The sequence below is a fragment of the Saccharopolyspora sp. 7B genome (assembly GCF_020177435.1).
Taxonomy (GTDB): domain Bacteria; phylum Actinomycetota; class Actinomycetes; order Mycobacteriales; family Pseudonocardiaceae; genus Saccharopolyspora_C; species Saccharopolyspora_C gregorii.
The window spans coordinates 20,778-34,510 of the sequence record NZ_JAIUKC010000026.1; the positions used below are offsets into that span (position 1 = coordinate 20,778).

Here is a 13,733-nt window from a genome sequence, read left to right on the forward strand (position 1 = left end):
TCCCCCTCAGTCGCGGGGGACCTCGGGCGCGGTGCCCGGGTCCAGTCCCACGGTTCCCAGCACGCGGGAGTCCGCGTCGTGCTGCGCGGCGGCCCGCTCGGCCTCGTCCCGAGCGGTCCGGTAGTCGGCGAGGATCCGGTTCTGCAGCCCGAACATCTCGCGCTCCTCCTCCGGCTCCGCGTGGTCGTAGCCGAGCAGGTGCAGCACCCCGTGCACCGTGAGCAGGTGCAGTTCGTCGATCAGCGGATGCCCGGCCTTGCGGGCCTGGTCCTTCGCGAACGCGGGGCACAGCACGATGTCGCCGAGCAGCGCGGGCCCGGAACCGGCCGCGTCCGGGCGGCGGGACGAGTCGTACTCGTCCATCGGGAAGGCCATCACGTCGGTCGGGCCGGGCAGGTCCATCCAGCGCTCGTGCAGGTCGGACATGACGTTCAGCTCGACCAGCACGATGGACAGCTCCGCGAGCTGGCTGACGCTCATCCGGTCCAGCGCGTAGCGGGCGACGGACACGATGGTGCCCTCGTCGACCTCGACCCCGGATTCGTTGGCGATTTCGATGCTCATGCGTGTTCCCGGAACTGACCGCCGCGGCCGGAGCGGCGCGGGAACTGCTCGGAGTCCGCGTCCTGCTCGGCCTGCCAGCGGTCGTAGGCGTTGACAATGTCGGTGACCAGGCGGTGACGGACCACGTCCCCGCTGTCGAGCACGGCGAAGTGCACGTCGTCGACCCCGTCGAGGATCTCCCGGACGACCTTCAGGCCGCTGCGCTGCCCACCGGGCAGGTCGACCTGGGTGACGTCGCCGGTGACCACGATGCGGGAGCCGAAACCGAGCCGGGTCAGGAACATCTTCATCTGCTCCGGCGTGGTGTTCTGCGCTTCGTCGAGGATGATGAAGGCGTCGTTGAGGGTGCGCCCGCGCATGTACGCCAGCGGCGCGACCTCGATGGTGCCCGCCTGGGTGAGCCGCGGCACCGACTCGGGGTCGATCATGTCGTGCAGCGCGTCGTACAGCGGCCGCAGGTACGGGTCGATCTTCTCGTACAACGTGCCCGGCAGGTAGCCGAGCCGCTCCCCCGCTTCGACCGCGGGCCTGGTCAGGATGATCCGGTTGACCTGCTTGGCCTGCAGCGCCTGCACTGCCTTCGCCATCGCCAGGTAGGTCTTGCCGGTGCCCGCGGGACCGATGCCGAACACCACGGTGTTCTGGTCGATCGCGTCCACGTAGTGCTTCTGGTTCAGCGTCTTCGGGCGGATGGTGCGGCCCCGCCGGGACAGGATGTCGAGGCTGAGCACCGCGGCGGGCGACTCACCGCTGTCGGCCGAGAGCATGCCCACCACGCGGCGCACGGCGTCCGGCCCGAGCTGGCCGCCCTTGTCCACCACGGTGATGAGCTCGGAGAACACCCGTTCGCCGAAGGCCACGTCGGCCGGGTCGCCGGTGAGGGTGACCTCGTTGCCGCGCACGTGCACGTCGGCGGTGAGGAGTTCCTCGACGACCCGCAGGTTCGCGTCGCGGGTGCCGACCAGTGCGAGCACCGCGCTGTCCGGGACCGTCACCTTCGACTGCACCGACCGGTCGCGCGCGTGCTGCGCGGACAGGTGCTGGGCGGAGAGGTTCGACTGCTCGGGTTCCGGGCCGGTGCCGGTCGGCGTCGTGCCGTTCCGGGCGGTCGTGTCCTGCTCGGTCCCGTCCTGCGGTACGCGGTCCTGCTGGTCGTCCCTGGACTGCTGCTGTCCGGACTGGGCGGATCCACCCGCTGCGATTCCGGCCACGTGTGTTCGGGCCTGCTTTCTGCGCTCGGCGCGCGAAGTCGGTCGTCGTTCCTGCTATCGATGGTAGAGCAACCGGCGAGGCGGTTGCGCCGCCGATCCGGCGGCCGCCCGGCGGCGTCCTAGCCCTTGATCGGGCCGCCGGTGAGGCCGCCGAGCGGTTCGCCGCCCAGCAGGTGCAGGTGCACGTGGAAGATGGTCTGCCCGGCGTCCTCGTTGGTGTTGAACAGCAGCCGGTACCCGGATTCGGCGATGCCCTCGCGCTCGGCGATCTCCCCCGCCACCCGCACCAGCTCGGCCAGCAGGTCCGGCTCGGCGGTGGCGAGCTCTGCGGCGTTGCGGTAGCGGGTCTTCGGCACCACGAGCACGTGGGTGGGCGCCTGCGGGTTGATGTCGCGGATCGCGAGGACGCGCTCGGAGTCGTGGACGACGTCCGCGGGGATCTCGCCGGCGATGATGCGCAGGAACAGGGAGTCCAGGTCGCTGTCGGTCATGCCGGGAAGGCTATCCGCCGCGAGCGGCCCCGCGGGCGAACGCCCCTGCGCCGGGACCGCCACGGGGAGATCCCCCGACCGGATGCCGCGCCGTAGTGGGGCTGGGGGTTGCCCGGCTACGGCGCGGCCTCGCCGGACCGAGGGGGGGTTGTCCGGCGAGCGCCCGGTTGGGCTCGCTCCGCGAGCCACCTGAAGGGATCGACCCGTGACCCCCAGGCGTGTGCTTCACGGTAACCCCACGTCATCCGTCCGCGCTGGAAAACGCACGAACCCGTGATCCTGGCTCCGATCCGGTGACGCACCGCGCCGGGACGGCGCAGTCCGCGAACACCCGGCGAACCACTCTGACCAGCACTGGTGCCGGGCGAGGCGGTGGACCGCCCCGCCACATCACGATCCGGACTCGGCCCCGTCCGGGAACGGGCTCACTTGTGGCCGAAGGACTTGAAGCGGGAGAAGAGGCCTTGGCGCTGCCCGTTCCCGTTCGCGGTCACCGTCGGCTCCGGCTGCTCCTCGCCGCGCAGCGCCGCGAGCTGCCGCAGCAGTTCGGCCTGCTCATCGTCGAGCCGGGTCGGCACCTGGACGTCGAGGTGCACGTGCAGGTCGCCGTGCCCGCTGACCCGCCCGTTGGAGCGCAGCTTCGGCAGCCCGCGGCCGGTGAGCACGTGCTCGGTGCCGGGCTGGGTGCCGGGTTCGACGGTGAGCTCCTCGGTGCCGTCCAGGGTCTCCAGGGTGAGCACCGTGCCCAGCGCCGCCGCGGTCATCGGCACTTCGACGTTGCAGTGCAGGTCGGCGCCGTCGCGGATGAACCGCTCGTGCGGCAGCTCCTCCACTTCGACGAACAGGTCGCCCGCCGGACCGCCGCCGGGGCCCACTTCGCCCTCACCGGCGAGCCGCACCCGCATGCCGTCGCCGACTCCCGCGGGGATCTTCACGGTGATGGTGCGGCGTTCGCGCACCCGGCCGTCGCCGCCGCACTGCTGGCACGGGTCGGTGATGACCTCGCCGAAGCCGCGGCACACCGGGCAGGGGCGGGAGGTCATGACCTGGCCGAGGAACGACCGCTGCACGGACTGGACCTCGCCGCGGCCACCGCAGGTGTCGCAGGTCGAGGGCGCGCTGCCCGCGCGGGAGCCACCGCCGTCGCAGGAGTCGCACAGCACCGCGGTGTCCACGGTGATGTCCCGGTTCACGCCGCTGGCGCACTCCTCCAGGGTGAGTTCGAGCCGCAGCAGCGCGTCGGATCCGGGCTGGACCCGGCTGCGCGGGCCGCGCCCGCCGCCTCCGCCGCCGGAGCCGCCGAAGAAGGCGTCCATGATGTCGCCGAGACCGCCGAACCCGGCGAACGGGTCGCCACCCATGCCGCCGTCGCCACCGCCCTGCGAGAGCGGGTCGCCGCCGAGGTCCACGACCTGGCGCTTCTTCGGGTCGGACAGCACCTCGTAGGCGGTCGTCACATCGCGGAACCGCTCCTGGGCACCGGCTTCCTGGTTCACGTCGGGATGCAATTCCCGGGCGAGCTTGCGGTACGCGCGCTTGATCTGCTCCGGCGTAGCGTCCTTGGCCACCCCGAGGGTCCCGTAATAGTCCCTGGCCACCTTGTGCGTTCTTCCTCTGCTCGGTCTGCGAGTTCAGCGGGTGGATCCATTCACCCGGTCAGGCGTCAACGGCCTGCCAGGATCTCACCCACGTAAGCGGCAACGGCACGCACCGCCGCCATGGTTCCCGGATAGTCCATCCGGGTGGGGCCGACGACACCCATGCCACCCAGCACCATCCCATGCGTGCCGTAGCCGGTGGACACCACCGAGGTGGTCTGCATCTCCGCGGCCTCGTTCTCCATCCCGATGCGCACCGTCACGGTCCGCGAGTCGCGGGCCGCCGCGAGCAGCTTCAGCACCACGACCTGCTCCTCCAGCGCTTCGAGCACTTGGCGCAGCGAGTTGGGGAAGTCGGTGACGTTGCGGGTCAGGTTGGGGGTGCCGCCGAGCACCATGCGTTCCTCGGGATGTTCCACGAGGGATTCGATGAGCACGCTGGCGACGCGCGTCATGGCGTCGCGCAGTTCGGGCGGTGATTGGTCGGGCAGTTCGGCCACGGCCGCCGAGGCGTCCGCGAGCCGCTTCTCGGTCATCGCCGAGTTCAGCACGTTGCGCATCCGCGCCACGTCGTCGTCGCTGATCACGTCGCCGAGGTCGACCATCCGCTGGTCCACCCGGCCGGTGTCGGTGATGAGCACCAGCATCAGGCGGGCCGGGGTGATGGTGACGACCTCGACGTGGCGCACCGTGGAGCGGGTCAGCGTGGGGTACTGCACGACGGCGACCTGCTGGGTGAGCTGCGCGAGCAGCCGCACGCTGCGGCGCATCACGTCGTCGAGGTCGAGGGCGCCCTCCAGGAAGGCGCCGATGGCCCGCCGCTCGGCCGCGGTGAGCGGTTTGATCTCGTGCAGCCGGTCCACGAACAGCCGGTACCCGGCGTCGGTCGGCACGCGTCCGGCGCTGGTGTGCGGCTGGACGATGAGGCCTTCCTCCTCCAGGGCGGCCATGTCGTTGCGCACGGTGGCGCTGGAGACGCCCAGGTTGTGCCGGTCGACCAGGGCCTTGGACCCGACCGGTTCGTTCGTCGACACGAAGTCGGCCACGATCGCCCGCAGGACCTCGAACCGCCGTTGATCGGCGTTCACCTCGTCACCTCCGCATCACGCCACGCCGCGCACCGCTCGCGGTGCTCGTCACCGTCGAGTTTACGGTCCTCGAACCCGTGTTCCGACGCCGCGAGCCGGGCGGGGCCGCACCCGCCGGGCAGCGGGGTGGGAGAACGGTCACAGCAGGCGCTGGACGACGGCGTCGGCGAGCAGCCTGCCGCGGTCGGTGAGCGCGCAGCGGCCGGCGTCGAGCGCGTCGGCGCGCAGCAGCCCGTCGGCGACGGCCTCCTTCGCGGCGAGCACGCCGTCGGAGGTGAGCGCGGACGTGGGGACGCCTTCGGCGACGCGCAGCTCCAGCATGATCCGCTCGATGCGCCGGTCCTCGTCGTCGAGCAGTTCGCGGGCGTGCGCGGGCGAGCGGCCGTCGGCGAGCAGCGCCGAGTAGCGGGCGGGGTGCTTGACGTTCCACCAGCGCACCCCGCCGACGTGGCTGTGCGCGCCGGGTCCGGCGCCCCACCAGTCGCCGCCCTGCCAGTAGCCGAGGTTGTGCGCGCAGCGCGCGGACTCGCCGGTGGCCCAGTTGGAGACCTCGTACCAGCCCAGCCCGGCGCCGGACAGCGTCGAGTCGATGATCTCGTAGCGGTCGGCGAGCACGTCCTCGTCCGGCATCGGCAGCTCGCCGCGGCGGACCTTGCGGGCCATCGCGGTGCCGTCCTCGACGATCAGCGAGTAGGCGGAGACGTGGTCGACCCCGGCGTCGAGCACCGCGGCCAGCGAGGCGCGCAGGTCGTCGTCGCTCTCACCCGGGGTGCCGTAGATGAGGTCGAGGTTGACGTGCTCGAACCCGGCGGCCCGCGCTTCCTTCGCGGCGTCGGCCGCGCGCCCGGGGGTGTGGTTGCGCTCCAGGACGCGCAGCACGTGCGCGGCGGCGGACTGCATGCCCAGCGACACCCGGTCGTAGCCGCCGTCGCGGAGGGCGGCGAAGAACTCGGGCGAGGTCGATTCGGGATTGGACTCGGTGGTGACCTCCGCGTCGGCGGTGAGCCCGAAGGAGTTCCGGACGGCGGTCACCACGGCCGCGAGCCGGTCGGCGCCGAGCAGTGAGGGGGTGCCGCCGCCGACGAACACGGTCTGCGCGGCGGGCACGGTCCCGCCGCCCGCGGCGAGCACCCGGGCGCCGAGGTCGAGTTCGGCGCGCAGCGCCTCCAGCCAGTCCGCGAAGCCACCGGTGGGGCCGAGCTCGTCGGCGGTGTAGGTGTTGAAGTCGCAGTAGCCGCAGCGGGTGGCGCAGAACGGGACGTGCACGTACACGCCGAACGGCCGCTCGCCGAGCCCGCTCAGGGCGCTGGCGGGCAGTGACCCGTCCGACGGAGCCGGCTCACCCGGCGGAAGCTGCGAAGGCACACCCCCAGTCTCCCAAACCCCGGGACCACCCCGGCCGCGAGCCTTTCCCGCCAGCGCCGAAGCCCCTGAGCCACCAACCACCCACCCAGCGCGACCACCCGCGGGTCCTCAGCTGTGGTCGTATCCGTTTCCCGTCAGCGGCGAAGCCGATGAACAGCCGACCACCCGAGCAACAGGACCACCCGCGGGTTCTCAGCTGTTCGCTCGCGAGGACAGCGTTTTCGCCTGTGGCGGAGCCACCGGTGAAAACGATCCCGCAGCGAGCGAGCAGCTGAGGTTCCGCCACCGCGCCACCACGAAACACGATCCGCGAACACCGCTTTTTGACCCACGTCTCAGTATTCGGTTGATGTTGGACCACAGGGTGGACGCGTGGCACGCTGGCCGTCATGGGTGCGCCTGCGAAGTTGCTGCTGGTCGCTCGTCGCTACGTGGATCTGCGACGAGTCTCCAGCGCGCTGTGCCGTTCCACGGGCTGATCCCGCCGCTGCGTTCCGAACTGTCCAGTCGGCGCCGGGAGCACGCCGACTGCGAACGCCCCTTCTTCCGTGGGCTCCGCGCGGTGTGGTCGCGAGCGCCTCATCCACCACCACGGAGGTCGGGCCATGGTCCCCCCGACGGAAGCTCAGAGCCGCACCGAGCGCCGCACCCCAGCCCGCAAGGGCAAGACGCGTGGTGAGGGGCAGTGGGCGCTCGGCTACCGGGAGCCGTTGAACGCCAACGAGCGCTCGAAGAAGGACGACAACCCGCTCAACGTCCGCCACCGCATCGAGACGATCTACCAGCACGGCGGTTTCGCGTCGATCGATCCGGCCGACCTGCGCGGCCGGTTCCGCTGGTGGGGCCTGTACACGCAGCGCGCCGAGGGCATTCCGGGCGCGCGCACGGGCACCATCGAGCCGGAGGAGCTCGACGCCTCCTACTTCATGATGCGGGTGCGCGTGGACGGCGGGGCGCTGACCACGGAGCAGCTGCGGGTGATCGGCGAGATCTCGCAGACCTACGCCCGGGACACCGCGGACATCACCGACCGGCAGAACATCCAGCTGCACTGGATCCGGGTCGAGGACGTGCCCACGATCTGGGAGAAGCTGGAGGCGGTGGGCCTCTACACGACGGAGGCGTGCGGGGACTGCCCGCGCGTGCTGCTGGGTTCGCCGGTGGCGGGGGTCGCCGCGGACGAGATCATCGACGCCACCCCGGCGATCAAGGAGATCACCGAGCGCTACATCGGGGACAAGTCGCTGTCGAACCTGCCGCGGAAGTTCAAGACCGCGATCAGCGGGTCGCCGCGCTGGGACACGGTCCCCGAGATCAACGACATCTCGCTGGTCGGCGTGGTGCACCCGGAGCACGGCCCCGGTTTCGACCTGTGGGTCGGCGGCGGGCTGTCGACGAACCCGAAGCTGGCGGTGCGGCTGGGCGCGTGGGTGCCGATCGAGGAGGCCGCCGAGGTCTGGCACGCGGTGACCTCCCTGTTCCGCGACTACGGCTACCGCAGGCTGCGGCACCGGGCCCGGTTGAAGTTCTTGGTGGACGACTGGGGTGCGGAGAAGACGCGGCAGGTCATCGAGGACGAGTACCTGGGCCGCAAGCTGCTGGACGGGCCCGCGCCGGAGACGCCGGGCGGGCACCGCGACCACCTCGGGGTGAACCCGCAGGTCGACGGCAACTTCTACGTGGGCGTGAAGTCGCAGGCGGGCCGGGTCAGCGGGTCGACCCTGGTGGAGATCGCGAAGGCCGCGGAGCGCGTCGGCTCGTCCCGGGTGCGCACCACGGTGGAGCAGAACCTGCTGGTGCTGGACGTGCCGCAGCAGCAGGTCGACGGCCTGGTGTCGGACCTGGCGGAGCTGGGCCTGCACAGCGCCCCGACGCCGTGGCGGCGCAACGTGATGGCGTGCACGGGCATCGAGTTCTGCAAGCTGGCGATCGTCGAGACCAAGCAGCGCGCCATCGACCTGATCGGTGATCTGGAGCAGCGGCTGGCGGACGTGCAGGGCGACGTCCGGGACCCGGTGACGATCAACCTGAACGGCTGCCCGAACGCGTGCGCCCGCACGCAGACCGCGGACATCGGCCTCAAGGGGCAGATGGTGCGCGACGACGAGGGCAACCAGGTGGAGGGCTTCCAGGTGCACCTGGGCGGCGGGCTCGGCCTGGACGCCGGGTTCGGCCGCAAGATCCGCGGGCACAAGGTGACCTCGGCGGACCTCGGTGACTACGTGGAGCGCCTGGTGCGCAACTACCTGGGCCAGCGCACGGACGGCGAGCGCTTCGCCCAGTGGGTGGCGCGGGCCGACGAGGACGCGCTCAAGTGACGTCCGGACCGGAAGGCGGGGCCGCCCCGGAGGGCCGGGCGGTCCCGTTCTACTGCCCGTATTGCGGGGACGAGGAACTGGTTCCGCAGGCCGAACCCGCGGGCGCCTGGAAGTGCGAGGCGTGCCTGCGGGTGTTCACCGTTCGGCTCGTCGGACTGGCGAGCGGCTGAGGAGACGGAGATCCCATGACTGCCGAGACCACCACCACCGACTTCCCCACCGGCCTGGGCGTGCGCCGCAGCGACGAGGAGCTGCGCGCGCTGGTCGAGGAGGCCGCCCCGCGGCTGGCGGAGGCGAGCGCCGAGGAGGCGCTGCGCTGGGCCGCGGACACCTTCGGCGACGGCCTGATCGTCGCCTCGAACATGCAGGACGCGGTGCTGGTGGACCTGGCGGCGAAGGCGCAGCCGGGAGTCGACGTGCTGTTCCTGGAGACCGGCTACCACTTCGCCGAGACGATCGGCACCCGCGACGCGGTCGCCCAGGTCTACGACGTGAACATCGTCGACGCGAAGGCGGAGCAGTCGGTCGCCGAGCAGGACGCCGCGGAGGGCCCGAAGCTGCACGACCGCGACCCGGGCCGCTGCTGCTTCCTGCGCAAGGTGGTGCCGCTGCGCAACACGCTGGCCCGCTACGAGGCGTGGGTGACCGGCGTGCGCCGGGTGGAGGCCCCGACCCGGGCGGGCACGCCGATCGTGACCTGGGACGACCGCAACGGCCTGGTCAAGATCAACCCGATCGCGCCGTGGAGCGACGAGGAGATGGACTCCTACATCGAGCGGCACGGGGTGCTGGTGAACCCGCTGGTGCCCGCCGGCTACCCGTCGATCGGCTGCGCGCCGTGCACGGCGAAGCCCGCGCCGGGTGCCGATCCGCGCAGCGGCCGCTGGGCGGGCACGTCGAAGACCGAATGCGGCCTGCACGGCTGATCACCGCGCAGCGCCCACTGAGCAAGCACACCCGGAGAGGATGGGTATGACCGCCGAGCCGCAGCTCGACCTGCCGCAGGACCCGGTGTCCACGGGGGCACCTCCGCAGGTCGACAACCTGGACGCCTTGGAGTCCGAGGCCATCCACATCTTCCGCGAGGTGGCCGGGGAGTTCGACCGCCCGGTGATCCTGTTCTCCGGTGGCAAGGACTCGACGGTGCTGGTGCACCTGGCGATCAAGGCGTTCCGGCCGGCGCCGGTGCCGTTCCCGCTGCTGCACGTGGACACCGGGCACAACTTCGACGAGGTCATCGAGTTCCGGGACCGGCTCGTGGCGGAGCACGACCTGCGGCTGGTGGTGTCCTCGGTGCAGGACTACATCGACGACGGCAGGCTCGCCGAGCGCCCGGACGGCATCCGCAACCCGCTGCAGACGACGCCGCTGCTGGACGGGATCACCGAGAACAAGTTCGACGCGGTCTTCGGCGGCGGCAGGCGCGACGAGGAGCGGGCGCGGGCGAAGGAGCGCATCTTCAGCCTGCGCAACGCCTTCGGCCAGTGGGACCCGCGGCGGCAGCGCCCGGAGCTGTGGAACCTCTACAACGGCAGGCACCGGCCCGGTGAGCACGTGCGGGTGTTCCCGCTGTCGAACTGGACGGAGCTCGACATCTGGCGCTACATCCAGCGCGAGAAGATCGCCCTGCCGGAGATCTACTACGCGCACCGCCGCCAGGTGCACCTGCGCGACGGCATGTGGCTGACCTCGGGCCCGTGGGGCGGGCCGCGCGAGGGCGAGACCGTCGAGGAGAAGGTCGTGCGGTACCGCACGGTCGGCGACGGCTCGTGCACCGGCGCGGTGGAGTCCGAGGCGTACACGGTGGACGACGTGATCGCGGAGGTCGCCGCGAGCCGGCTCACCGAGCGCGGCGCGACGCGGGCCGACGACCGGATGTCGGAGGCCGCGATGGAGGACCGCAAGCGGGAGGGCTACTTCTGATGACCGAGACCACGACCCGCACCGCACCGGATTCCGGCACCGAGGTGGTGCTGCCGGTGCACACGGACCTGCTGCGGCTGGCCACGGCCGGTTCGGTCGACGACGGGAAGTCGACGCTGGTGGGCAGGCTGCTGCACGACACGAAGTCGGTGCTGGCGGACCAGCTGGACGCGGTGCACCGGGCCAGCGCGGACCGCGGGCTGCAGACCCCGGACCTGTCGCTGCTGGTGGACGGGTTGCGCGCGGAGCGCGAGCAGGGCATCACGATCGACGTGGCCTACCGGTACTTCGCCACGCCGCAGCGGAGCTTCGTGCTGGCCGACACCCCGGGACACGTGCAGTACACCCGCAACACGGTGACCGGCGCGTCGACGGCGCAGCTGGCGATCCTGCTGGTGGACGCGCGCAAGGGCGTCATCGAGCAGACCCGCAGGCACGCGGCGGTGCTGGCGCTGCTCGGCGTGCCGCGGCTGGTGCTGGCCATCAACAAGATCGACATGGTGGACTTCGACGCCGCGGTGCACGAGCGGATCGCCGCCGAGTTCGCCGGGCACGCCCGCGCGCTGGGCTACGCCGACGACGCGGTGCGCACCATCCCGGTGTCGGCGCTGCACGGCGACAACGTGGTGGAGCGCTCGGCGAACACGCCCTGGTACTCGGGCCCGTCCCTGCTGGAGCACCTGGAGACGGTGCCGGTGGCCCCGGACCCGTTCGACGCGCCGTTCCGGATGCCGGTGCAGTACGTGATCCGGCCGCGCACGGCGGAGCACCCGGACTACCGCGGCTACGCGGGCCAGGTCGCGGCCGGCGTGGTGGCGCAGGGCGACGAGGTCGTGGTGCTGCCCGCGGGCATCCGCACCCGGGTGTCCCAGGTGGACACCCCGGACGGTCCGGCGCCGCGGGCGGCGGCGGGGCGTTCGGTGACGCTGCTGCTGGAGGACGACGTGGACCTGTCCCGGGGCGATCTGATCGCCGCCGCGGACTCGGCGCCGCGGGTCACCGACGAGCTCGACGCCACCGTGTGCTGGCTGGCGGAGAAGCCGTTGCAGCCGGGTGCCCGGGTGCTGGTCAAGCACGGCACCCGCACCGTGCAGGCGATGGTGACCGAGCTGTCGGCGCGCTTCGACGAGCAGGAGCTGGTCGCGGTGGACGCCCCGGATTCGCTGGCGCTCAACGAGATCGGCCGGGTCCAGCTGCGCACCGCGGAGCCGCTGCCGATCGACGAGTACGCGGCGTCGCGGCGCACCGGTTCCTTCCTGGTGATCGATCCGGCGGACGGCACCACGCTGGCCGCCGGGCTGATCGGGTTGCCGCTGGCTCCGCTGGCGGCGGCGGTCGCGAGCTGATCCGGTTGGCACCGGCGCTGGTGGCCGTCGCGCACGGCAGCCGGGACCCGCGTTCGGCGCGCACCGTCCACGCCTTGCTGGACGTGGTGCGCGCCGAGCGCCCGGACCTGGACGTGCGGGCGGCGTTCCTGGACCTGTCCGCGCCGCGGGTGGGCGACGTGCTCGCGGCGGTGCGCGCCGACGGGCACCGCGAGGCGGTGGTGGTGCCGCTGCTGCTGGGCAGCGCGTTCCACGCGAAGGTGGACCTGCCCGCGGTGCTGGCCGAGGCGGGCGCGCGGTTGCCCGGGCTGAGCCTGCGCACGGCGGACGTGCTCGGACCGGACCCGCTGCTGGAGTCGGCCGCGCTGGACCGGCTGCGGGAGGTCGGCGTCGACGGCGGCGATCCGGAGCTCGGCGTGGTGCTGGCCGGGGTCGGTTCGGCACACGCCCCGGCGAACCGGCTCGTCGCCCAGGTCGCCGAGCGGTGGCAGGCGCGGCATTCGTGGGCGGGCGCGGTCGCCGCGTTCGCCACCGCCGCCGAGCCGGACGTCCCGGCGGCGATCGCGCGACTCCGGGAGCGCGGTGCCCGGCGGATCGCCGTCGGGTTCTGGTTCCTGGCGCCAGGGCTGCTGACCGACCGGGTCGTGGACGCGGCCCGCGCGCACGCCCCGGACGCGCTGATCGGCGCACCGATGGCGGCGGCGGGAACCGTCGCCGAGCTCGTGCTGACCCGCTACCGCGAAGTGCTCGACCGCACCGAGCTCGGTTCCGGCGCGGCCTGAACCCCGCTGCCCGCGCCGCGTTCGGCGCAGCGCGCACCGCCGAGTGGCGCAGCCGTCCCGCGCGTTCGTGCGGAATTCCGCCGAGTCCGGCCCCGCGCGCCTGTGCGCGGGCAGGATGCGGCCCGTGCGGCCGGCGAGCACGGGCGCACCACAGGCCCGGCGGCGGCGGGAAACCCCGACCTCCGGCCGTCGCCGGGCGGCCCGTTTCGTCCGCTGCCTCCCCGTTCCTCCCACCTCCGGCGGAGAGCGGGATCGCTGACTCAGGGTGTTTTGGCGGAACACTAAACTTCACCCCAAGTGGCCATGAGAGAGTGCGGATCAACTACGCGACGGCGGCGCGTCGCAGCGCAGCCGAGCGGAATCGCGGCGCGAAACCACACTTTCGGGTGAGCCAGTGAACCTCGGCGGCAAGGATCAAGGTGCAACGACAAGTCGGGGGCGTGTGCGGGAGATGAACACCCAGCAGCCGAGCCGGCCGGTGATCACGCCGGCCATGCGCGAACAGGCCGCCAAGCAGCCGAACACCTGGCTGTACGTGGTGGATCCGATCTTCAGCGACCCCAGCTCCGAAGTCCCCCCCTGGGGCTTCATCGGCGGCTACCGGGTCGACGAGCGCGGTGAGCTCACCGAGGACTTCTCGTCCAACCCGAACTACCGCCCCTCCCCCGTCGCGCTGCGGCTGCCCGCGCCGACCAACGACGTCGAACGCGCCCTGCAGCTGACCACCACCGGCTACGCGCAGGCGCCCACCCTGTTCGCCGCGCTGCTGGACGCCGAGCTGATCCTGTTCGCGCAGCCGCAGGGCAGCGGGCTGTTCACGATGGACCACGAGTCCGGCAGGCGGCAGCTGCAGCTGTTCACCTCCGAGGGCTACCTGCCCGCGAACTGGACCAGCTGGCAGCGGATGACCGGCAGGCAGCTCGTCGAGCGCGGCCCCACCGGCATGGACCTGCAGATCAACCCGACCAGCCAGGTCAAGGCGCGCATCCCAGGCGAGGACCTGATCAAGGCCGCCGGCGGGCCCAGCACCCCCGCACCGCCCGCGTCCTTCGCCGCCCCGTCCGCGCC

At 72.2% G+C, this 13,733-nt stretch carries 14 protein-coding genes; 8 read left to right on the forward strand and 6 right to left on the reverse strand.

Going from position 1 to position 13,733, the window contains the following annotated elements; translation table 11 throughout:
- Window positions 1-6: 6 nt before the first annotated feature.
- The 6 genes from ybeY to hemW form a co-directional block, all read right to left on the reverse strand.
- Window positions 7-564 (reverse strand): rRNA maturation RNase YbeY, encoded by a 558-nt coding sequence (ybeY, locus tag LCD33_RS05475; RefSeq protein ID WP_224959451.1) that lies wholly within the window; start codon window positions 562-564, stop codon window positions 7-9.
- Window positions 561-1,601 (reverse strand): PhoH family protein, encoded by a 1,041-nt coding sequence (locus LCD33_RS05480; RefSeq protein WP_224959453.1) that lies wholly within the window; start codon window positions 1,599-1,601, stop codon window positions 561-563. Before LCD33_RS05480 ends, ybeY begins: the two co-directional genes overlap by 4 nt.
- A 293-nt stretch (window positions 1,602-1,894) precedes the next feature.
- Window positions 1,895-2,266, reverse strand: coding sequence for a histidine triad nucleotide-binding protein (locus LCD33_RS05485; protein ID WP_224959452.1), 372 nt, complete (start codon window positions 2,264-2,266; stop codon window positions 1,895-1,897).
- Between the two features lie 425 nt (window positions 2,267-2,691).
- A complete protein-coding gene (dnaJ, locus tag LCD33_RS05490) occupies window positions 2,692-3,864 on the reverse strand; it encodes a molecular chaperone DnaJ (protein WP_224962657.1) in 1,173 nt (390 codons plus the stop codon).
- Between the two features lie 65 nt (window positions 3,865-3,929).
- Window positions 3,930-4,952, reverse strand: a complete 1,023-nt coding sequence (gene hrcA, locus LCD33_RS05495) for a heat-inducible transcriptional repressor HrcA (RefSeq protein ID WP_224962658.1) — start codon at window positions 4,950-4,952, stop codon at window positions 3,930-3,932.
- A gap of 138 nt (window positions 4,953-5,090) precedes the next feature.
- Window positions 5,091-6,317 (reverse strand): radical SAM family heme chaperone HemW, encoded by a 1,227-nt coding sequence (gene hemW, locus LCD33_RS05500; RefSeq protein WP_224962660.1) that lies wholly within the window; start codon window positions 6,315-6,317, stop codon window positions 5,091-5,093.
- Between the two features lie 389 nt (window positions 6,318-6,706).
- Between hemW and LCD33_RS29570 the strand changes: the two genes are divergently transcribed.
- The 8 genes from LCD33_RS29570 to LCD33_RS05535 all read left to right on the forward strand — a co-directional run.
- Window positions 6,707-6,796, forward strand: a complete 90-nt coding sequence (locus LCD33_RS29570; RefSeq protein ID WP_358434363.1) for a putative leader peptide — start codon at window positions 6,707-6,709, stop codon at window positions 6,794-6,796.
- Window positions 6,797-6,922: 126 nt separating this feature from the next.
- A complete protein-coding gene (locus tag LCD33_RS05505) occupies window positions 6,923-8,635 on the forward strand; it encodes a nitrite/sulfite reductase (RefSeq protein WP_224977579.1) in 1,713 nt (570 codons plus the stop codon).
- On the forward strand, window positions 8,632-8,805 hold the full coding sequence (locus LCD33_RS05510; RefSeq protein ID WP_224962664.1) for a hypothetical protein: 174 nt from the start codon (window positions 8,632-8,634) through the stop codon (window positions 8,803-8,805). Before LCD33_RS05505 ends, LCD33_RS05510 begins: the two co-directional genes overlap by 4 nt.
- Window positions 8,806-8,820: 15 nt before the next feature.
- Window positions 8,821-9,561, forward strand: a complete 741-nt coding sequence (locus tag LCD33_RS05515) for a phosphoadenylyl-sulfate reductase (RefSeq protein WP_224962666.1) — start codon at window positions 8,821-8,823, stop codon at window positions 9,559-9,561.
- Window positions 9,562-9,607: 46 nt separating this feature from the next.
- Window positions 9,608-10,558, forward strand: a complete 951-nt coding sequence (gene cysD, locus LCD33_RS05520) for a sulfate adenylyltransferase subunit CysD (RefSeq protein ID WP_224962668.1) — start codon at window positions 9,608-9,610, stop codon at window positions 10,556-10,558.
- Window positions 10,558-11,904 carry a sulfate adenylyltransferase subunit 1 gene (locus LCD33_RS05525; RefSeq protein ID WP_224966322.1) on the forward strand — a complete coding sequence of 449 codons (1,347 nt, stop codon included), beginning with the start codon at window positions 10,558-10,560 and terminating at the stop codon, window positions 11,902-11,904. Before cysD ends, LCD33_RS05525 begins: the two co-directional genes overlap by 1 nt.
- 5 nt (window positions 11,905-11,909) lie before the next feature.
- A complete protein-coding gene (locus tag LCD33_RS05530) occupies window positions 11,910-12,665 on the forward strand; it encodes a sirohydrochlorin chelatase (RefSeq protein WP_224977580.1) in 756 nt (251 codons plus the stop codon).
- A gap of 451 nt (window positions 12,666-13,116) precedes the next feature.
- The coding region (locus LCD33_RS05535) for a type VII secretion system-associated protein (RefSeq protein ID WP_224977581.1) at window positions 13,117-13,733 on the forward strand (617 nt) is incomplete at its 3' end.